The sequence below is a fragment of the Paenibacillus residui genome (assembly GCF_042677205.1).
Classification (GTDB): Bacteria; Bacillota; Bacilli; order Paenibacillales; family NBRC-103111; genus Paenibacillus_L; species Paenibacillus_L residui.
Window position 1 is genome coordinate 1 of sequence record NZ_JBHTIU010000048.1, and the last position, 21,181, is coordinate 21,181.

Annotated in this window: 15 protein-coding genes; all 15 read left to right on the forward strand. The window is 46.4% G+C overall.

Annotated features, from left to right (window positions below; translation table 11 throughout):
- Window positions 1-322 precede the first annotated feature (322 nt).
- Entirely contained in the window at window positions 323-1,366 is a 1,044-nt protein-coding gene (gene spoIID / locus ACFQ03_RS14945; RefSeq protein ID WP_379289121.1) for a stage II sporulation protein D, read from the forward strand.
- 76 nt (window positions 1,367-1,442) lie between these two features.
- A complete protein-coding gene (locus tag ACFQ03_RS14950; RefSeq protein WP_379289123.1) occupies window positions 1,443-2,174 on the forward strand; it encodes a peptidoglycan DD-metalloendopeptidase family protein in 732 nt (243 codons plus the stop codon).
- A 251-nt stretch (window positions 2,175-2,425) separates the two neighbouring features.
- On the forward strand, window positions 2,426-2,719 hold the full coding sequence (gene spoIIID / locus ACFQ03_RS14955; protein ID WP_144934325.1) for a sporulation transcriptional regulator SpoIIID: 294 nt from the start codon (window positions 2,426-2,428) through the stop codon (window positions 2,717-2,719).
- Window positions 2,720-2,878: 159 nt separating this feature from the next.
- The gene (gene mreB / locus ACFQ03_RS14960) at window positions 2,879-3,889 is read left to right on the forward strand and encodes a rod shape-determining protein MreB (protein ID WP_144934323.1); all 1,011 of its coding nucleotides are present in this window, start codon (window positions 2,879-2,881) and stop codon (window positions 3,887-3,889) included.
- 27 nt (window positions 3,890-3,916) lie between these two features.
- On the forward strand, window positions 3,917-4,819 hold the full coding sequence (locus tag ACFQ03_RS14965; protein WP_379289126.1) for a flagellar hook-basal body protein: 903 nt from the start codon (window positions 3,917-3,919) through the stop codon (window positions 4,817-4,819).
- 106 nt (window positions 4,820-4,925) lie between these two features.
- Window positions 4,926-5,786: a flagellar hook-basal body protein gene (locus ACFQ03_RS14970; protein WP_379289128.1), complete on the forward strand. Its 861-nt coding sequence runs from the start codon at window positions 4,926-4,928 to the stop codon at window positions 5,784-5,786.
- A gap of 16 nt (window positions 5,787-5,802) precedes the next feature.
- Entirely contained in the window at window positions 5,803-6,024 is a 222-nt protein-coding gene (locus ACFQ03_RS14975) for a DNA-directed RNA polymerase subunit beta (protein WP_225312532.1), read from the forward strand.
- A 152-nt stretch (window positions 6,025-6,176) separates the two neighbouring features.
- A complete protein-coding gene (locus ACFQ03_RS14980; RefSeq protein ID WP_144934314.1) occupies window positions 6,177-6,692 on the forward strand; it encodes a CDP-alcohol phosphatidyltransferase family protein in 516 nt (171 codons plus the stop codon).
- Between the two features lie 151 nt (window positions 6,693-6,843).
- Window positions 6,844-7,275, forward strand: a complete 432-nt coding sequence (gene fabZ / locus ACFQ03_RS14985; protein WP_144934312.1) for a 3-hydroxyacyl-ACP dehydratase FabZ — start codon at window positions 6,844-6,846, stop codon at window positions 7,273-7,275.
- A gap of 33 nt (window positions 7,276-7,308) precedes the next feature.
- Window positions 7,309-9,000: a phospho-sugar mutase gene (locus ACFQ03_RS14990; RefSeq protein ID WP_379289227.1), complete on the forward strand. Its 1,692-nt coding sequence runs from the start codon at window positions 7,309-7,311 to the stop codon at window positions 8,998-9,000.
- A gap of 29 nt (window positions 9,001-9,029) precedes the next feature.
- Window positions 9,030-11,090 (forward strand): DUF5693 family protein, encoded by a 2,061-nt coding sequence (locus tag ACFQ03_RS14995; RefSeq protein WP_379289131.1) that lies wholly within the window; start codon window positions 9,030-9,032, stop codon window positions 11,088-11,090.
- A complete protein-coding gene (gene csaB / locus ACFQ03_RS15000; protein WP_379289133.1) occupies window positions 11,066-12,205 on the forward strand; it encodes a polysaccharide pyruvyl transferase CsaB in 1,140 nt (379 codons plus the stop codon). The genes ACFQ03_RS14995 and csaB overlap by 25 nt, the downstream gene beginning before the upstream one ends.
- A 401-nt stretch (window positions 12,206-12,606) precedes the next feature.
- A complete protein-coding gene (locus ACFQ03_RS15005; protein WP_144934306.1) occupies window positions 12,607-13,701 on the forward strand; it encodes an MraY family glycosyltransferase in 1,095 nt (364 codons plus the stop codon).
- A 241-nt stretch (window positions 13,702-13,942) separates the two neighbouring features.
- On the forward strand, window positions 13,943-17,809 hold the full coding sequence (locus ACFQ03_RS15010; RefSeq protein WP_379289136.1) for an S-layer homology domain-containing protein: 3,867 nt from the start codon (window positions 13,943-13,945) through the stop codon (window positions 17,807-17,809).
- A gap of 500 nt (window positions 17,810-18,309) precedes the next feature.
- Window positions 18,310-21,150: an S-layer homology domain-containing protein gene (locus ACFQ03_RS15015; RefSeq protein ID WP_379289138.1), complete on the forward strand. Its 2,841-nt coding sequence runs from the start codon at window positions 18,310-18,312 to the stop codon at window positions 21,148-21,150.
- Window positions 21,151-21,181 lie beyond the last annotated feature (31 nt).

Here is a 21,181-nt window from a genome sequence, read left to right on the forward strand (position 1 = left end):
CGCAGTTTGGCAACAGGGGGTTATACCCCAAGAGCAAACCACCCGTTGGACGGGTGGTTATGATTTTATAGGTTTTCTGTCATGAACAGGGTTTAAATTCTATTTGGCGATAAGAAAGCTTCTATTAATGCCCCTTCTAATCCCCCTTCGCAGATGTCGACGCATCCTTCCTTACCGAATATTATCCCGGCTGGCTAGCAAGCTATTAAACGTTAACGCTTCTTTATGTTCTAGCATGTCTTCCAATCTCATAAAATAGGATAACTGCACGATGCAAATCGCTACAGTGCCTACATACATCATGTCTGGGAGGAACGATGCTATGAACCAAGAAACAAGGAAGAAAGTGATTCTATGGATGGCTCTGGCCCTATCTATTTCCATGCTTCTTACTATTCTTGTGCCGAGCCTGATCGTTCGCAAGACCGATCAGCCCGAGCAGACATCTAATTTTCTTCCTGAGCCTGAGGAGGGTTTGACCGATCCTGTTTCGGAAGCTGTCTCCCCTTTGATCGTGCCCGTCTATCTAACTAAGGAAAAGCGCGTGGATCATATCGATTTGGAGAACTATGTGCGTGGGGTGGTAGCGGCGGAGATGCCGGCCGATTTCGAGCTGGAGGCGTTAAAAGCCCAGGCGATAGCGGCCCGGACCTATATCATTCGCCGTTGGCTCGCGGAGGATCGCAGCAATGTCCCCGATGAGGAAGCGCTTGTTACCGATACGGTACTGCATCAGGCGTATTTGACCGATGAGGAGCTGAAACGGCAGTGGGGCAGCGAAAACTTCGAACGCAACCGAGAGAGGTTGAATCAGGCGGTCGAAGAAACTAGAGGGCAAGTGATAACCTATCAGAATAAACCGATTGAGGCGACGTTCTTCTCAACTAGTAACGGATATACGGAAAACTCGGAAGATTACTGGACTAATCCAATTCCTTATTTAAGAAGTGTGGCCAGTCCTTGGGATAAAGAGATAGCGCCAAGATATAAGGAGACGATCTCTATCCCTTATAGCGAGTTTCGCAGCAAGCTGGGATTGTCGGAAACCTTGTCCGCCAGCAGCGTTTTTGCCAACAGCAAAGTCTTGGAATATACGGATGGAAAAAGAATAAAGAAACTATCGATAGGAGGCAAGACCTTCTCCGGCAAAGAGGTGAGAGAGAAGCTCGGTTTGAACTCCTCTCAATTTCAATGGAAGCTTAACGGGAAAGAAGTGGAGATTACTACGACAGGCTACGGTCATGGGGTTGGAATGAGCCAGTGGGGGGCCAACGGCATGGCCAAGGAAGGCAAGACAGCAGTGGAAATTCTTAAACATTACTATACCGGGGTAGAAGTTCAGAACGCATCGAATATAGCAAATTAAAATAATATGCCGATTTATATCATCTCAAGTATAAAAGCTATCGATCTGGCAACAATGGTACTGAGGTGATATAACTATGAGTGAACAAAACAAAGAGATTCAAACCGAAAAAGAAGCTCCTCAATCCAAAGAAGGAGCACAAACTGCAACCCCGTACTCTCCGTGGCGCAGACTGCTCGCCAAGAAATGGGCTTTTCCGGCGCTCTACATGGTGGCGGCTGCAATTATTTTAACGTTAATGTTGGTGTATCAAAACTCGGGGAAACAGCCACCCCTAACGGATGAGAGCATCGGTCTCGGTTTGGAGCAAGGCGAGAACGCAACTGATTCGGATGCCCAACCTGTTGCAGCCAATGTAGAGAATATGCAGTGGCCGGTCAAGGATTACAACGAAATGGATGTGACCATGCCATTCTTCGACAGCAAAGCTTCCAGTGATGTAAAGCAGGAAGCGATGGTTGAGTATGGTGATACGTTCACACCGCATATCGGTGTTGATCTGGCCAGACCGGATAAAGAGTCTTTCGAAGTACTGGCGGCTCTAAGCGGTAAGGTAACTGCGGTGGAGAGAAACCCGGTTGTCGGAAACCTGGTTGAAATTACTCACTCCAACGGATTGGTTACGGTATATCAGAGCCTTGATGAAATTAAGGTGGCCAAGGATGTAGAGGTGAAGAAGGGCGATGTTATCGGCACAGCCGGTCGCAACGAGCTGGAGAAGCATCTCGGCAATCACCTTCATTTCGAAGTACGCCAGGGTCAAGACGGAGCAGCCTTGAATCCAAGTGAGTTAATCGCAGAACAATAATGAAACGGCCTGCGGGGGCCATGCAGATTAAAGCAGCGGGAGGTAAACCTCCCGCTATTTGTTTTTTCCATAAGTTATAAGGTTATGTGGAACCCCTAAAAATCGTCGGGCCATAGTCCGAAATAATAAAAAGAAGCCTTGTCCCACAAATTTATTGGCTCGTCCGTGCTTGTCAGCTCTTTAAACAAAGAATATATAGGCTCGCTCCTCATATAATGTACCAAACTATCTTGAGTAGGGAGGCGAGGGGAGTGCATGATTACATCAAAGAGCGGACCATTAAAATCGGTCGATGTATCGTGGAGACGAGGCACACAGTTCGTGCAATCGCTAAACAATTTGGGGTATCCAAAAGCACGGTTCACAAGGATCTAACCGAGAGGCTTCCGGATATAAACCCGGAATTGGCCAATCAAGTTAAGACGATATTGGAATATCACAAATCGATTCGCCATCTGCGGGGAGGTGAGGCAACGAAAATTAAATATAAGAAATCGAGAAATTATAAGAAAAATTCCGATTTATTAGTCTCGTCCAAATCGTAAATTCGATTCTCCCAACCGTTCGTTTTTTTACCCTTATATTTTAACGGAAAAAGGAGGATTTTGTTTTTTTTTGGCGAAACTACCTATTAAGGATAACTGGGCTTACCTTCTTACAAGGGTAAATGAACGGTCAGTGACGGGCAGGGAGGATCATATTTAATGTTCAGTAAGGACATCGGAATAGATTTAGGTACAGCTAATGTGTCGATTTATGTTAAAGGCAGCGGCATTGTGCTGGATGAGCCTTCGGTTGTAGCTGTAGACAGCGAATCGAAGAAGGTGCTGGCTGTAGGGGAAGAGGCTCGCAGAATGGTTGGGCGGACGCCGGGCAATATTGTGGCGATTCGGCCCCTGCGTGAAGGAGTTATTGCCAATTTCGAAATGACGGAAGCTATGTTAAAATACTTTATAGATAAAGTGGGCGGCAAAAAATGGTATAGTCATCCAAGAATTTTGATCTGCGCTCCTACGAATATCACTTCCGTGGAACAGAAGGCGATTCGGGAATCGGCGAAGCGCAGTGGGGCCAAAGAGGTATTTTTGGTAGAGGAGCCGAAGGCGGCCGCGATCGGCGCGGGTATGGATATATCACAACCTAGCGGAAATATGGTTATTGACATTGGAGGGGGCACTTCGAATGTAGCCGTCATCTCGATGGGCGACATTGTAGCCGCCTCCTCTATTAAGGTTGCAGGGGACAAGTTTGACGATGCCATTATGAAGTATATCAAGAATAAGTACAAGCTTCTTATTGGCGAACGGACTTCGGAAGATATCAAGATTCGGATAGCTACGGTTCATCCGGAAGGCCGCCAGGAAGAGATGGATATAAGAGGAAGGGATATGGTTACCGGCCTCCCCATCTCCATAACCGTGCATGCCATGGAGATCAAGGAGGCTTTGATGGAGCCGATTTATTCGGTCGTAGCCTCTGCCAAAGCACTGCTGGAGAAGACTCCTCCTGAATTAGCCGCTGATATTATTGATAAAGGAATCATTCTGACTGGCGGCGGTGCGATGCTGCACGGTCTGGACCAGCTTCTGGCCGATGAACTGCTGGTTCCCGTGCTGGTGGCGGAATCCTCGATGCATTGTGTCGTCAAGGGGACCGGAGTCATGCTGGATAATCTCGATAAAGTAGCCAAGAAATCAGCGTTGAAAGGATTATAAAGCTCGGCAGAGGAAAGGGGCGTAGGAATGCTAAGAGGATTGTATACTTCAGGTGCCGGGATGATCACACAGCAAAGGCGTCACGATGTGGCAACCAATAACATCGCTAATGTGCTGACTCCCGGCTATAAGCAGAATAATGCGGTAGCCCGGTCATTTCCGGAAATGATGATCTCGCTTTTGAATGGAGACGATCAGGGCGCGAATTCCAGACATATAGGCCGAATGAATACCGGTGTGTTCGCGGAGGAGGCTTTGTCGGTATATCTGCAAGGAGACCTTATGGAAACAAAGCAGCCATTTGACTTGGCCATTGTCTCCAATGTGCAGCTTCCTGGAGTGACCTTCGATGGTTCAGGTAAAGCTATAACCGCTGATGGAGAGAGGATATATCAGCCGCAGGCCTTTTTTACCGTTGTTGATGGACAAGGCAACCGCACTTATACTCGGAACGGCAGCTTCCAAGTGAATACGGCGGGGGAACTGGTAACCGAGAGCGGGTATCGGGTGCTTGGACGGGACGGACAGCCATTGACACTGATGAATGTCGCCACGGGTGAGCCGTTATCGGGTGCAGTCATCGGCCGGAACGGAGAACTGTTGGATCCTCTGAACGGGGAACCGTTGCTGAATACAGCCGGAGAACAGGCGGGGCTGCTGCTGTCGATCGTCGAAGAGCCTAATCGGCTGATCCGCATGGGCGATGGGCAATATCGGTTGAATGAAGAGGATGCCGATCTGGTTCGTGAGATGAATCCGGACGATGATGTGGAGGTTTATCAAGGGTATTTGGAACGCTCCAATGTAGATTCGTCCCATGCTATGATCGATATGATGTCCGCACTCCGTGCTTATGAAGCGAATCAGAAGATGGTTCAGTATTATGACAAGAGCCTGGAGAAAGCTGTTAACGAAATTGGACGGGTATAGATGTATACTTGAAGCGAAATAACAGTGTTCGGAAGTTCTAACGAATCTTGTGAGTTACCCAACCAACGTACTTCTGAACGCCGTCTTGTCTTGAGGAGGAACTATAATGAATCATTCCATGATTAGCTCCATGGTGACGATGCGTTCACTTCAACAGAAGCTGGATGTATTATCTAATAACGTAGCCCATTTTGACACGGCTGGATATAAGAGAAAAGATGTAACCTTCGAAGACGTGCTGACTAATGTTAAACAGCAGCCCGAAAGCTTTCGCAAGGAGGGCAGGCTGACTCCGCTCGGCTTGACGCAAGGCTGGGGAGTCAGGCTGGGTCAGGTCAAGGTAGACCTGTCTCAAGGTCCGTTAAGCGAATCCGGGCTTTCGACGGATCTGGCGATTGAGGGACAAGCCGTTTTTGCTGTTCTGAACCCTGTTACGGGGCCGGACGGCAACCCGGCAATGGAAGAGGTCTATACAAGAGAGGGCTCCTTTCAACTTACTCTTCGTGCAGGTGATACGGAAAGTACCTACTTGGCCACTAAGGACGGGCTGCTTATTAGCGATGTGAACGGACAGCCCATAGCTATTCCATCTGGCTACGATATGAAAGTAGATGAACAGGGCAATGTCTGGGCCTATCGGCCTTCCATGCCCGAGGCGGAGGCAGTTCCTGCAGGCCGTATTAAGTTAATGCGCGTCATGCGTCCCCAATATCTTGAGGAAATCGGGAATAACCGCTACCAGGTAGCTGCGGGGGCCGATCGGAATTTGGTCGTGCAGGATGCCTTTGGTCCAGGCGGGTTGGAGAGAGGAATTTCGGTTAAACAAGGATTTGTAGAACAATCGAACGTTAATTTAGGGGATGAAACCGCTGAACTGATGATGGTTCAACGGGCATTTCAATTAAATTCCCGGGCCATCGCTTCCTCTGACACCATGATGCAGCTGGCCAACAATCTTAGAGGATAGTGAGCGAGGAATGACCATGAGCGAATCTAAACCAACTCCGAAGGGCCGTCCCTGGTATCGCAAACTGAAACCGGTATTGCGCTTGTTAAGAATACTTCTCGTGCCGATCCTGTGTGTGGCAGCTCTTTTCGCAGGACTGATCATCGGTTATGTTTACGTCGGGAAACAGCCTTTAGAGGATGTATGGAGTATAGAAACATGGAGGCACTTATTCGACTTAATGTTTGCCGGTACTTAGGGGGACATTAATAAGTTTATTAGCCAAAAGGCATCATCTTTTTTACATTTACATGCCGCTTATCGACAGCACTCCCCCAGGGGAGTTTTTTTTTTACAATTTCAAAGGTATAATGTAACAATGTAGAATTGTGTACAGAGGAGAGACCCGAAGTGAACCTGCCAAATACGTTGACACTGCTTCGTTTTGCTCTAGTGCCTGTCTATTTATTTGTTTTTTTCTCGGGGCATGTCAAAATTGCTTTCTTTATAATAGTCATCGCGGGAGCAACGGATGTCCTGGACGGGCATTTAGCCAGAAGCAGGGGGATGGTAACGGATTTGGGAGTCGTGCTCGACCCTCTGGCAGATAAAACGATGATGCTGGCGGTTTTTGTCTCATTGCTCATCTCGGGTATGATTCCATGGGAGGCGGCTGCAGCCATCATGATTCGCGATGCGGGTATGATTGCGGGTTCGGCGTTTTTCCATTTTCGGGGCAAGAAGACGGTCCCCGCCAATTCTTTGGGCAAATTAACCACGGTATTGTATTACATAGCCATTCTGATGCTGTTCTTCAGTATCCCGTATGCTATTCCTTATTTATGGGCCGTCATAGCTTTTTCATTTATAACATCAGCTATCTATATACTGAAGTTCCGCCTGCTGAATTCCATGGCACATAAATAGGAAAAGGACATATTTCCAAGACTCGCGATGCCTCATGTGGAAATATGTCCCTTATATCAACCTTCACTACTGCAGATCGTGAAGGGGACACTACTAGTTTAAGTATATTGGGAAAGATTTATACAATGATAAAGAAAAAGGAGCTGTCCATATGCTGGATGTTCAACAAATTAAACAGATTATCCCTCACCGTTATCCTTTTCTGCTTGTTGACAAAATCTTGGAGGTTGAAGACGGGGTACGTGCGGTCGGTCTGAAAAACGTTACCATTAACGAGCCCTTTTTTGAAGGGCATTTTCCGGAATACCCGGTCATGCCTGGAGTGCTGATCGTCGAAGCTTTGGCACAAGTCGGTGCGGTGGCTATGCTCAAGGCGGAGGAAAATCGCGGAAAGATAGGATTTCTTGCGGGAATCGACAACTTTCGTTTTCGAGGTCAGGTCAAACCGGGGGATACTCTGATTTTGGAGCTGGAAGTGACCCGGTTGAAGGGTTCAATCGGTAAAGGAAAGGGAACTGCTAAAGTGAATGATAAAGTTGTGGCAGAAGGTGAACTGATGTTCGCTCTGGCTAATCCGGAATAAATACAATGAGGGAGGAATTTGTAGGTGGATACTATGTCTCGAGTACGCAAGCTGTATGAACAATGGCTTCAGGACCCGGGAATTGATCCCGCGACCAAAGAAGAACTGAAGGCTATCGAGGGCCAGGACAAAGAGATCGAGGATCGTTTCTATAAAGATTTGGAGTTTGGCACCGGCGGGTTAAGAGGAGTTATTGGAGCCGGCACCAACCGTATGAACAAGTATACAGTGGGTAGGGCGACCCAGGGACTGGCCCAGGATTTGCTGCAAGCTTCAAGCGGACATCCTTCTGTTGTCATTGCTTATGACTCGCGCAATCAGAGTCCTGAATTTGCTTTGGAAGCTGCATTAGTGCTTGCCGGTAACGGTATCAAGGCATATGTTTTCGAATCCTTGAGAACAACTCCGGAGCTTTCTTTTGCCGTTAGACATTTACAAGCTTCTGCAGGGATAGTTATTACCGCCAGTCACAACCCTCCGGAATATAACGGCTACAAAGTATATGGGCCTGATGGGGGACAGATCGTTAAGGAACAGGCGGATCGCATCATCGGGCAGATTCAATCACTGGAATTCAACATGATTCGCAAGCTTTCCAAGGAAGAGGCGGAATCCCAAGGGGTTCTCCAATGGATAGGCCAAGCTATCGACGATGCCTATGTGAAGGCAGTGCTGGCAGTCCGTCCGAGGCCTGAAGTGGGTATGCAACAAGGAAATAAAGTGAATATCGTTTATACCCCTCTGCACGGCTCGGGAAATATCACTGTTCGCAGAGTGCTTAGGGAAGCCGGGTTTAAGAACGTTCATGTTGTCCCGGAGCAGGAGAAGCCGGACTCTCAATTCTCCACCGTCCAATCCCCGAATCCGGAGGAGAAAGAGGCCTTTTCACTTGCCATAGAGTTGGGTAAACAAGTTGAGGCCGATGTCATTATCGGAACGGACCCTGATTGTGACCGGATGGGTGCCGTTGTTAAAGATGCCACAGGGCAGTATGTAGTGCTAAGCGGTAATCAATCGGGCGCTATCATGGTTCATTATCTGCTTTCCAGCTTACAGGAAGGCCAGGGAATCCCGACGGACGGAGTCGTCATCAAGACGATTGTAACGAGCGAGATGGGAGCGGAGATTGCCAGACATTACGGGGTGGAAGTCATGAACACCCTGACAGGTTTTAAATATATTGGCGAGAAAATGACCGAATTCGAGCGCAACGGCCATCATAGCTTCTTATTTGGTTATGAAGAAAGCTACGGTTATTTGGCGGGAACTTATGCCCGGGACAAAGATGCCGTTGTAGCTTCCATGTTAATCTGCGAAGCGGCGGCCTACTACAAAAGTCAAGGGAAGACGTTGTACGACGTTCTGCAGGAGCTTTACGGGCAGTTCGGTTATTACCGGGAGGCATTGGAATCCCGAACTTTGAAGGGCATGGATGGTTTGGCCAAAATTAGACAAATTATGGAGGAGTGGCGTAGCCATTCGCCATCCAATGTCTGCGGGAAGAAAATAACGACTATGCTCGATTATACCGAAGGCATTGATGGTCTTCCTAAAGAAAATGTGCTCAAATACTTGCTGGAAGACGGATCGTGGTTCTGCCTGCGTCCATCCGGTACGGAACCCAAGATCAAAGTATATTTTGCGGTTAAAGCCAATAGTGCCGAGGAGTCGGAACGGTTATTGGCAGATCTGCGCCAAGAAGTGATGACTCGGATCGACAGATAGACAAGGATATAGGATAGGGAGTGGAACTATTGATTCAATGGTACACACGCTGGAATCGAAGAGCCTCTAAATGGCTTTGGTGGGTAGTGATAGCCGGTTTGTTGGCTTCCCTGCCACTGGCTTATGAGAGGATTATGACCGAGAGTTCCTCCAACAAGATAGAGTTTGTTTTTGATTACCGCGATCTGCTGGATATTGCGGAGTTTCGCCCTAACCCGAGCGAATTCGTCGATGAGCAGCTGGATGCCATGAAGCGTGCCGGAATCGAATCGATGGCGGTTTATGAAAGCACGCTGAATGAGCTTAGACTGGCGCAGCGGGTCGATTTATATTCGTCTCGTGATGCCGCTTTGATAACAGGTCAGCCTGCAGCTGCAGGGGAAAATTTTACGTATGTGCTGTTTAAAGATCAAGAATCACAGCAGCGATTGCAGCCAATGGTGGAGAGGGCTTTCCAAACTCAGGGCATAACGGTCCGGCCCTGGTCGTATGAAGATCGGCAAGGACTGGTTGTCGAAGCATCACTGGAGGAGGCTTCGTTGAAGGTGATGGATCCGGATCCGTTCGCCTTGGAGCACCTTCAGAACAAGGGCTTTCGCATCGTTGCCCGTTTGTCCAACCGCAGCCTGCCTTTCTCCGCGGAGGATATGGACCGCAAGCTGAGCCTGTTTAAAGAGGCTGGTGCCAAGTCGATTATTTTCGAAGGAGAAAGCGTACCGGGTTATACCGGGAAAGAGGATTCTCCGGAACTGGAGCAAATGGCTGAGCTCCTCGACAAATATGATATGGCCCTTGCAGCCATAGAACTGCAGAAGGCTCCGCAAAAAGGCTTCAATTATTTAGCCAAGGAAAGCCGCTACAATGTGTTCCGTTTGCACTCTCTCTCTGAAGCGGAAGCGGACAGGCTCGGCGGAAACTTAACCGAGCAAGAGCAGGAAGAGAGAATTCAAGTCATAGCCGACCGTTTCGTCCTGGCAGCGAAGGATCGCAATATTAAGATGATTTTCCTGAATGCACGGCCTTCCAAAAACTTGGAGAGGGCATCCTATACGGATCCTCTCGAACAGATAAGAGAGACCTTGAGGGGGGAGGAAGGGGCTTTAAAACGGATTGTTAAGGCAGGCTACACTTTGGGTCCCGCTCACTCATTCACGATCTATAATTCGAGTTGGCAAGGTTTGCTCAAGCCGGTGGCCGTCATTGGGTCCGTTGCCGTTATCGCATTGACTTTGGCCCATTTCTTCCCTTGGCTGCTGCTGATCAGCTTTGTTCTTGGCGCGGTGATGGCTGGAGGCTTGTACATCCTCTCCCCCAATATGCTGTTCAAAATGCTTGCATTAGGTGTTGGAGTATGCGCACCTACTCTGGGGATGATTCTAGCGATCCAGAGTATCCGCAAGCGGCGGGCCGGCAAACTGACCGGGGCCAAAATGGGCTTCGCCATTAATCTGTTCATCCGGACTTCGTTGATCTCGATGATCGGCGTTGTGTTCATTGTTGCTTTGTTGAACAATATTATCTATAGCCTTGTGATCGACCAATACCGAGGGGTTAGCCTGCTGCATCTGGCTCCTATTCTCATTATCGGAATCTATTTGCTGTTCTTCAGTGAGGGGCTCAAGCCGGGTGAAATTGTTAATCGGGCTAAAAGCTTGCTATCTTCGACCGTAACTGTTCTCTGGGTGGTTATCGCCGGAGCATTGGTCGCCATGATTATGTATTATCTGTCGAGGACAGGCAATGAGGGCAAAGCCTCTGCCTTTGAAAAGCTGTTTCGTGCGCTTTTGGAAAATAATCTGGGGGTACGCCCAAGAATTAAAGAGTTCTTATTCGCACACCCCGTATTTATCTTGGGGGCGTATCTAGCGGTTAAATATCGTCCGTCTGCTCTGTACATCTTTATTCTTGGAATTATTGGACAACTGTCCATTGTCGATACCTTCGCGCATTTGCATACGCCGGTATATATTTCATCGATCCGTGTCGGATACGGACTCTTGTTAGGGATCATTGTCGGAATCCTCTTTATAGTGGTATGGGAATTGTTGGCGAGGAGTTGGCGAAGATGGGTGCTGCCGTCAAGAGAATAGTTCTCTCGGGTTATTACGGATATAAAAATAGCGGCGACGAGGCTGTCCTGCAGTCTATCTTACTCGCTTTGCAAAAAGAAGGCGGGCGGCATGGAGTGCGGGTCGAACCCATCGTATTGTCCGGCGATCCGGCTTGGACCGAGCGTATGTATGGGGTAAGGGCCGCCCATCGAATGAAGCCGATGGAGGTCATTAGGGCCATCAGGCAAAGCGACGGCTTGATTAGCGGGGGCGGAAGCCTGCTTCAGGATGCGACGGGAGCCAAGACGATCCCGTATTATCTGGCCATTATTAAGCTTGCCCAATGGTTCGGAAAGCCGACATTTGTTTATTCCCAAGGAATTGGCCCCGTTCGTCGAAAAATGTTTTATTCTTGGATTTCGCGGGTATATAACAAATGTCAGTATCTCTCCGTCCGGGATTCTGAGTCGGCAGAGCTTCTAGCCCAAATGGGAATTCGAGGGGAGCGGGTGGAAGTCGTCCCTGATCCCGTTATGGGGCTGACCCCAAGGGATAACGGATCACTGCGCAACCCGTCAGAGACGGGTCGCCCCGTTGTGGGCGTATCGGTCCGGTATTGGAAGGAAGACCGGTCGGAGCTTCGCAAGCTGGCTGAATGCCTTGGCAGGTTAGAGGAGGAGCGGGGGATCGAAATCCGTTTCCTTCCGTTCCATCTTCCGGACGATGAGAGGGCATCCCTAGATGTAATGGACTGGATGAATGCAAAGGGCAAGCCTAATGTGCATATCGTACGTGATGTCATACATCCGCAGGATATGCTGGCTCAGGTCGGACAATGTGATTTGCTGATTGGAATGAGATTACATTCACTTATTTACGCCGCTTCTCAATACGTTCCGGTGATCGGAATCTCCTACGATCCGAAGATTGATCAGTTTTTGCATCGTTTGGGGATGGAAGCGGCCGGGTCGACGGATCATATGGATGTTCCCAAGATTCTGGAGGAAGTAGACAGACTGTTGCGCGGTAAAATGCAATGGATAGAGAGCAAGCGTCTGTTAATCGATCAATTGAAGGAAGCTGCTCACCGGCCGGCTGAACATATCCTATCCTTGATGCAGGAAAGTAAGCGAGCGCTGAAAGAAGGCTCATAAGTCTTCAAATACCATTCATAGTGAGCGATATAAGAATACAGTTGTATAGATTGAATGCGGATAGTATCAATTTAACCAACGGATGTCTTAAGGCGTTAGTTTGGCCGCAAGCGATTTTTTGAAAATATAAGAAAGTATAAATTTTCATCTATCCTGTTCTTATATTTCATCGGTAAACACGCCTGTACAAAGGACGGCGATAGCCGTTTATCCTTGCATGTTCGAGAAATATCGGAAAAGTAATGCGGGAGAAAGATAATGTGACCAAACTATGAAAAAATGACTGACAATATCACTAAAAACCCGCATTTTGTCGATAAAACGGGTTGGAGTAAGCACTGCAAACAAGGTATAATGGAGTGCTGAAAGCAACTGGAGAGACTAAGGGGTTGTAAATTATAATGAATTGGATCATTTATGTCATAGGATTAACGGTTTCGTGCGTTCTGGCTGTCATTTTGACCCCGCTAGTGAAGAAGTTTGCGGTTTGGTTCGGCGCTATTGATGTGCCTAATCATCGTTCGGTTCATACACGGATTATGCCTCGAATGGGTGGCTTGGCCATATTCCTTGCTTTTGTTGCAACTTTCTTTATTATTTCGCCCGCCCTTAACGATTTTGATACTCATGTCGTTCTTGGGTTGATCTTGGGCGGTGCCATCATTGTATTCGTAGGCGCATTGGATGATAAGTATAATTTATCTCCCAAGATAAAGCTTGCAGGCCAATTAGCGGCTGCCGGGGTGGTTATAGCTTTTGGGATGCAGATTGATTACATAAAGCTGCCCTTCGGCGATGCCATTGATCTGAATTCCTGGATCAGCATTCCAATTACAATATTTTGGATAGTTGGAGTAACTAACGCCATTAATCTGATTGACGGACTAGACGGTTTGTCCGCAGGGGTTTCTGCGATCGCCACATCTGCAATTCTTGTACTTGCGATTATGATGGGAAACCTGACCGTTATTGTCATAAGCTTGATTTTGCTTGGTAGTATTGTAGGATTTTTGTTCTATAACTTTCACCCTGCCAAAATTTTTATGGGCGATTCCGGATCGCTGTTTCTCGGATTCAGCTTGGCAACCTTATCGATTCTTGGGTTTAAGTCGGCTACCATCGTTTCTTTTTTGGTCCCTCTTGCGATATTGGGAGTGCCGATTTCGGATACATTAATGGCCATCATCCGCAGGAAGTTGAACAAGAAGCCTATCTTTACGGCCGATAAAGGCCATCTCCATCACTGCTTGATGGGGCTTGGCTTCAGCATGCGCAAAACGGTTCTGATTATCTACGGCATCTCGCTGGCCTTCGGGCTGTGTGCGGTCCTGCTAACCAAAGCCTCCCAATGGGGCGCAATTGTCATTGTCGTTGTTTTATTGCTTGTTATGGAGGTTGGAGCGGAGGCGATAGGAATAATAAGCAAGAGCCGCAAGCCGGTACTAAGACTTCTCCGGCGACTTCTTCCGGCATCCGTTAGGCGGACTTCTAAATAACATACTATTTTTTTTTAAGACCCTGCATTTTGTTATGCAGGGTTTTTTGGTCTGCAAAAAGCTATAAAAAAAGATCGTTCATTTGCCGATAAAGTTAAGTATGTATCCACTTTTTTTTGATGTTTGGATTGGAGGGAAGTAGCGAAAAGGGAGAGGAACAGAAGTGCCTCAACAGACTGGATGAACGATTACCCGTTCCCCGAACGGAGTATATAGGATAATACACAAGGAGGTTCTAACGTTGAACGTATTATTGCGAAAATGGACAAGCATGCTTATGGTTGCGGCTTTGCTGGTCACTCTTATTCCGGCATTGGCGCCCAAGGTGTATGCGGCGGCTCCAAACTATTTTATACCCGACAACCAGCAATTAGCCAACAAAGCCAATCCCGGTGAAATAAGCAGGGATAATTCCTATGTGGCGGATTCCAATCGCCTGAACATTACTGGAACTTATCAGTATGTATCCGCCGAATCCATAACCGTAAGGGTGGAACAGTTAATTAACCAATCGGGCAAATGGGTTCCGGATCCCCAGAGATATTTCACGGCGGCGGGCAATCCTTTGTCAAACAATCGGTTTGAAATTCGCAGTTTGGAGTTGTTTTCCGGATTCAATAAAGTGACCATTACCGGGAAGCAGGGAAATATCGAACGTTCGGATACGTTTTATATCGTGTATGATGATGCTCCTTACCTGCAATCGTTGAAGGTGAGATCCGATAACAGCACGGCGGTTGACCTGAACGAAGGGGCACCCATTGTGATAGAAAAGCCGTCCGGAGTGGATGAAGCGTTTGAAATGCAGGTCTATATTGATGGGAAAGCCAATAATGTTAAGACAATTCTGGTCAATGGCCAGAAGGCGAATGTTCTCGAGGACGGGATGTTCTTCGTTCCTCCATTGACACTGAAGCCCGGTAAGAATGAGCTCGATTTTCAGTTGGAGAATCAAGCCAATAAAGTCAATGTAAAGCGCACTATTTACTATTATGATCCTGATCAGCCGTACTATAAGCTGGACATTGTCCATGCCGGGGATGGAACCCAGTCTCTATTAGCAGGGAAACCGGCACTGACCGATCCTTCACAGCAAGCTGTGATTGAAGCGGGCATGATTATTCCGTATTCTGCCGTACCGTTTGACTTGAATAATGTTACGGTAACCGTTCAAGACCCTAATAATGCCGCCAACAATCCAAATCCGGTTAATTTGGCGAACGTCACTTCTATTACCGATGTACCCGCTAATGATGGAAGTATCAAATATCGGTTAGTGGAGTTCAAAACGAACCCGTATACAATCACGACCACGGGACTGCCGGCTTCGGGAGAACAGGCCGTAGCGATTCGTGTGGAATACGACTCTCTGGATACAACCGTTACTCGTTACTTCAGCTATTTGCCAAACCAAAGGCTTATAAAGAATATGTATCTGGTAGAGAAAGACGGCTCACAGTATATTAACAAGGGAAAACTGGATAATAGCGAAGTACAGTCTTCTACTTTCTATGTACAGGTAGAATTTGATAAGGACATTGCTGCAGGGGCCGAAGATAAATTAAAGGCGGCGCTCATGCCGTTAGGCAGCCTGACTGTAAAGCATATCAGTCGAATTGATTCTAAAAACCATATTTACGAGATCAGTAATTTCCCAAGCGGAGAGCAAAAAATTCGGTTTAGTTATGATGGAACGACGGCAGTTTATACCGTTACTGTTAATTATGTATCCAAAAACTTTATCTACGTAGAAAATTATTATGATGGCCAGACCATTACACTGGATTCCAGGCAAGGGAACAAGACCTTGGATGCTCCTAAAGTAAAGCTGGTCGGATTCGATTCGGTTAAAGAATTCGACTACTCGGTCAACGGGATAACCCCGTCTTCCTTCCGCTATGATGGAACTTCACTGGAGTTTACTCTGGAGCCTTTAGTGGTAGGGAATGCTCTGGGGCAATTAAACTATGGCGAGAACAGACTTGTTCTTCGAGCGCTATATACAGACGATAACTCCATTATTCGTGAAGTTATCAAAGAAATTCGTTTGTATATCGTAGACACTAATGTGTCGACAATCGAAAGATTTGAGCCTGTTATTATTCCGAGTGATGGCCGAGCTCCTTTGTCCGTAAATGGCACGGATAATGAATTGAATAGAATATTTGTCGATTCCCCGGACATCCTGTTCCGCAACGGTCAATTTTCTACCAGTCTGAAGAAGGTGGATATAGTCTTTAAGGCAGGTGGAGCCAACTATGTCAAGCTCTCTCATGGCGGAGAAACGATTGTTGAATTTAAAACAACGAACGATGGAGATCCCGATCCTTATAATGACCGGCCGAAAAGCTCGACTCCGTTGGATCTTAGCATAAAGCAGGGGTATGACTACGATTATTATGGAAGTCCCAAGAACTTTACGTTCCGGCTGCAAAATTTCGATATGAGCAATACCGGAAGCTACCCTTTTGTACTGGAATTGAAAAATAATGTGGGAGCTACCAGCGTTCAGAGAATTGAAGTGGTCCGCGAATTGGCCAGCTTCCGTATACTCTCCCCTCAGCCAACGGTAGGAGATCGGATTGTCGTGAACAAAAACTTCGTTCATTTCGACATCGAGGCGGAAGGTGCCACTGAAGTGTTGATCAATGGGCAGAAGGCCGAGAAACGTTCGGATTATAATGACCGTTTCGTGCTTGATTATGTTGGCTTGAAGCCTCAAAAGGATAACGCGCTCAAAATTGTCATCGAGCGCCCATCAGGCAAAATTAATGCTTCGGTTAATGTTTACTATGCCTACAGTAATCAAACAGGCGCTCAGTACATGGAGAAAATATCAAATAAGCACAGCGTTTTCGATAAAAATCTGGAGCTGACTTTCCCGAAAGGAACTATTTTGAGAAAGGCTTATCCAGGCCTAAATAATAATGTCGAACAGTTTTATGAAGATACCAAGCTGTTGTTCGGGATTGCCGACCCAAGCGATGGTGTCGTGGAAAGAATGAACGATTACGGGAATATTATCAACTTTGATCCGGACCAGGGATCGGATAATAAGGATGGGAACGGGCATAAAATTGTTCCTATCGAGCCCCGCCTTTCCAGGCTGTTTACCAGTATGATGAACAGGGATCATTTTACCCCGGTTTCAGATATTTATTGGATTTCCGGGGGAGTGGGAGAGTATGGGCGTAAGGGGACAACTTCCTATAAGCCGGCTACAAACGGTTTAAACCCATATTCTTTGGAAGGGACCTTTACCCTATTCGAGCCCGCACGGAAGCTTGTTCCCACTAAACGGGGCGAATTGACCATCAAGTTCGACGATTCCGTGGTGAATGATGCGGGAACGAACGTGACCGTATTCTTCTTTAACGACAAGGGGCAGTGGGTTAATATTGGTGGAGAAGTAGATACCAAGAAAAATACAATTACGGTTCCGTTCGATGACTTTGGTTATTATATGGTGGCCAAATTAAGATACGGATTTAACGATGTCACCAACCATCCGTGGGCCCGTAATGTTCTGCAGGCGTTGTTCTCTAAAGGTGTTATGACGAACCTGCGGACAGAGGATTTCGGGGTAGATGATTACACCACTCGCGGGGAATTTGCGGCACTGTTGGTCAGAGCGCTAAATATTCCGTTAAACTATGAAGGAGTTCCAACCTTTGTAGACGTCAACCCAGGGGATCAGGCCATCACATGGAATTACGAATATTTAGAGACTGCAGCCCGGGCGGGTCTTATAGACGGAGTATCGAATCGTTACTTTGCGCCAACAGAGAGGCTGAGACGTGAACAGGCTGCAACCATGATAGCACGTGCGTTGGAGCTGAAGCTTGCCATTAATGACGAGAAGCTGTTTGCTAAGCTGGAGAAGAGTTTTAAGGATGCTTCGGAGATCACTTATTATGCCCGTCCGTCTGTAGAAGCTATCAACGGAGCGGGGATTATGGTGGGGCAGCAGAACCCGCTGGCTGAAGGAGAGAAGAAGCCAACCTACAGTTTCCATCCGCAATCGTACCTGACAAGAGCGGAAGCCGGACAAATTGCCGTTCGTCTTCTGCAAAAATCGACAAAGATGTTTCCTAAAAACTTAAACTAGGGTATTATAATGGTAGAGCCTGTCTATTAACGGTCAGGCTCTATCCCATGGTAATTATTTCAGAATGACGGTCCCCGAATAACCATGTATACTAGGAAGTGCCGGACAAGTAGGGTGAATACATAAACAAGTGAGAAAACATATTGTATTTATTTCCATCTAAAAACTTTTTCCGAATAAGCGCAACTTTTTGAAACGGGGTACGTTTAATACATTGAGCAACAACGATCTATCCCGCAACTGCCGGGTTTGGTTGGATAAATTTCTCAAAATACACTTTACGACAAGGATAGGCCATTGTATAATAGGTAAAGTGGCATTCGAGTCTCTAGTTTTCTATGTTTACTAGTTTCTGTAACATCATGTTGCAGACTTTCATTATAGTAATGACGCTCAACTCTGGAAAGGGGGTGAATCGGCCAATGAGGAAATCGAGCTCCAATTATTGTAATACTCACACTCATGAACCGAAACGATTTCGAGGAGGAGAAAAAAAGGTTATGAAGAAAAGTTTGTCTTTACTCGTAGCAATAGCTATGGTCTTCTCCATGTTTGCTTCAGTAGTTTCTGCTGCTGAGCCTGCAACTACTTTGGAGAAATATGAGTTCCTTAAAGAAAAGGGAGTTTTCGAAGGAACTGACGGCGACCAGCCGGCTCTTGAAGAAAACATGACTCGCGCACAATTCGCGAAAGTTTTGACTAAAACTAAAGGTTTGACCGAGGATGCTGCTGCAGCTAACGTTTATACTGACCTGGATGGTGCAGGTTGGGCTGCTGGTTTCATCGGTGCTGTAACTAAAGCTAAAATCATGGATGGTACTTGGGATGGAATTTTCTCTCCTTCCGGTGAAGTAACCATCGAGCAACTGGCTACTACTTTGGTTCGCGCACTGGGAATTGCTCAGTCTGACGACGAAGTAAAAGGTGTAGTTTCCGAGTGGGCTAAAGCTCATGTTGCTGCTGCTCTCAAAGGCGGTTATATTGCTGAAGCTGCTGACTACACTGTACCTGCTACTCGTGCTCAACTGGTTGAGGCAATCTATGCTGCTTACAACAAAGTTAACGTACCTGCTGAACTTTCCATCAGTGATGCTAAAGCAGTAGGCGCTAAGAAAGTTGAAGTATCCTTCAACAAAGCAGTTGAAGATACAAGCAAAATCAAGCTGACTTTGAACAGAGGAAACACTGCTGTAACTCTGGAAAAAGACGGTTTGGTGTGGAACGACGCTAAAACTAAGGCTACTTTCATCACTAGCAATGCCATGACAGAAGGTACTTACAATGTAAAATTGGCACGTGCTGCTGAAGATAACGGCGTAGTAATTGGTACAGATTCCAAAGAACTGAAAGTTGAAAAAGAAGTTATCAAGTCTATCAAGTTCAAGTCTACTAGCGATATCATTCCTCAAGCTAAGAGAGTGAACATCGATTTTGAGGCATTGAACCAATACAACGAGCCTGCTTCTTTGCCGGCTTCCCGTTTGACCGTTCATTCCGGTAATGCAAATGTTGCTGTAACGGCTTCTAATGACAAGCAAAGACTTACTATCAACACTGCTGCTGCAGTTGAAGCTGGTTACCTGGTAAGAGGCGGATACCTGCCGATTACAATCATCGCAGAGGATGGCGCTGTTACTGCGAACAAAACATTCCAAATCGGTGATGTTCAAACTGTAGGTAAAATTACCCTGAAAGAGCTTGTTCTGAAAAACAACAAGAAGCGTTTTGATGCAGGAGACACTGCTTATATCAGTTACGATGCTCTTGACCAATATGGTCACCCTGTAACAGATTTGGATACTCTTAATCTGTACGCTAGTCTGAATCATTTCCCTGGCGGAATGCTTTCCGAGTTGAAGTTTGTTGATGATGAAACCGGAGATAACGTTCCGGAAATCAGAATCAAAGCTTCCGACAGATACAATTACTATAGTGATGTGACTGTTAATGCGATTGCAGCGGGAACTGGTTCCAGCTCCCAGTTGAAGCTTGAAGTTGCTTCTTCCAAGACTCCTTATGAAGTAAGCTTCGGATACTTCAACGAAACTGTAGCATTCGGTGATTCCGAGAAGGTTATTCCGATTGTTGTTAAGGATCAATACGGCGACACCTTGTCTCCTGAAGATGTTGTAAATGCATTTAACGAAAAGGAAATGGCTGTTTATGTTCCTAGCGCATTAGCTACTGTTGATGTCATCAAATCCGGTTCTAACAAAGGTAATCTTTCCATTAAGCCTGCTGACAACGGACGCCAAGGAACAGTCAACGTCAGTGTGCAAATTTATAGAACTAACAAGAGCGCAAATCTGAATGTTTCCATTCAAGAGAAGCGTTATGTGAACGATGTTTATGTTTCTTCCGAAATGAAAGAAAAGTTACTGCCAGGTGCTGACAGCAGCCTGAAGCTGAAGTTCAAAGACCAATATGGCGATGTTATTGATGTAAACAATACCAGCATTGACCTGAACGCTTACAAGGTAGTGACTGAATCCAACCTTGCTGCAGACGTAATTAATACTACGGGCAATGGCAATGGTACATTTGCTATCAAGGATATCAACGATACGAATATCACGTTCAAGAACAATACAAGTATCGAAACTACAAATCGCTTTACTGCAAAACTTCTTGACAGCAATGGTAACGTCGTTAGAACAAGAAATTTAACTTTTGATACGATCTCTTATGCTGATCTTAACAAGATCAGATACGAAGTAGAACCTATCTCTAACGGTGTCTTTGCAGTAGAGAAGTTCAAAGATTCCGTAACTGGCAGCACTTATTCTGCTTACAAGAAAGAAGTAAAAGTTGTTGCTAAAGATTCTTCCGGCAAATCGATTGCTCTTCCGTCTGATGCCATTCAGTTTGTTACATCCTCTAACACCGATGTAGCAGCAATTGAAAAAGACGGTAACAAGTTCAAAATCGTTGGTAAGAAAAATGGTGAAATTGACATTAACGTAAACGTACGCGTTGGTGGCAACGACAATCAAGTCGAACTGAAAGCTGTTAAAGTTAGCGAAGCAGCTCCAGTTGCTCAATCCATCACTGCTAAGCATGATGGCAAGAAGAGAACTGCTAACCTGAGCGGTAATGTTAATGTTTGGGACGATGCGATTCTTGGCGAAATCAAGGTAAAAGATCAGTACGGCGTTGAGCTGAAAGATGCTCAATTGTTCGAAACTGGATACCTTGGAGTAACTGTTGGAGTTAGCAACGTTTCGGACACTAGCAAAATTACCAACAACTACAATGGAACTCTGTCCATTAGTGGTAATGTTTCCTTCACTGTAACGGTTAAAACTGCAAATGGATACTCTGTATCTGTTGACATTAACTAATCGTTACAACGAAAGAACCCCTTCGGGGGTT

What these genes read in the sequence shown, in the direction of transcription:
- ACFQ03_RS14975 (WP_225312532.1), top strand. Translation starts at nt 5,803, where the DNA reads ATGAGCGAATCTAAACCAACTCCGAAGGGCCGTCCCTGGTATCGCAAA.
- ACFQ03_RS14970 (WP_379289128.1), top strand. Translation starts at nt 4,926, where the DNA reads ATGAATCATTCCATGATTAGCTCCATGGTGACGATGCGTTCACTTCAA.
- csaB (WP_379289133.1), top strand. Translation starts at nt 11,066, where the DNA reads ATGGGTGCTGCCGTCAAGAGAATAGTTCTCTCGGGTTATTACGGATAT.
- ACFQ03_RS15005 (WP_144934306.1), top strand. Translation starts at nt 12,607, where the DNA reads ATGAATTGGATCATTTATGTCATAGGATTAACGGTTTCGTGCGTTCTG.
- ACFQ03_RS14965 (WP_379289126.1), top strand. Translation starts at nt 3,917, where the DNA reads ATGCTAAGAGGATTGTATACTTCAGGTGCCGGGATGATCACACAGCAA.
- ACFQ03_RS14990 (WP_379289227.1), top strand. Translation starts at nt 7,309, where the DNA reads ATGTCTCGAGTACGCAAGCTGTATGAACAATGGCTTCAGGACCCGGGA.
- ACFQ03_RS14950 (WP_379289123.1), top strand. Translation starts at nt 1,443, where the DNA reads ATGAGTGAACAAAACAAAGAGATTCAAACCGAAAAAGAAGCTCCTCAA.
- spoIID (WP_379289121.1), top strand. Translation starts at nt 323, where the DNA reads ATGAACCAAGAAACAAGGAAGAAAGTGATTCTATGGATGGCTCTGGCC.
- mreB (WP_144934323.1), top strand. Translation starts at nt 2,879, where the DNA reads ATGTTCAGTAAGGACATCGGAATAGATTTAGGTACAGCTAATGTGTCG.
- ACFQ03_RS15015 (WP_379289138.1), top strand. Translation starts at nt 18,310, where the DNA reads ATGAAGAAAAGTTTGTCTTTACTCGTAGCAATAGCTATGGTCTTCTCC.
- fabZ (WP_144934312.1), top strand. Translation starts at nt 6,844, where the DNA reads ATGCTGGATGTTCAACAAATTAAACAGATTATCCCTCACCGTTATCCT.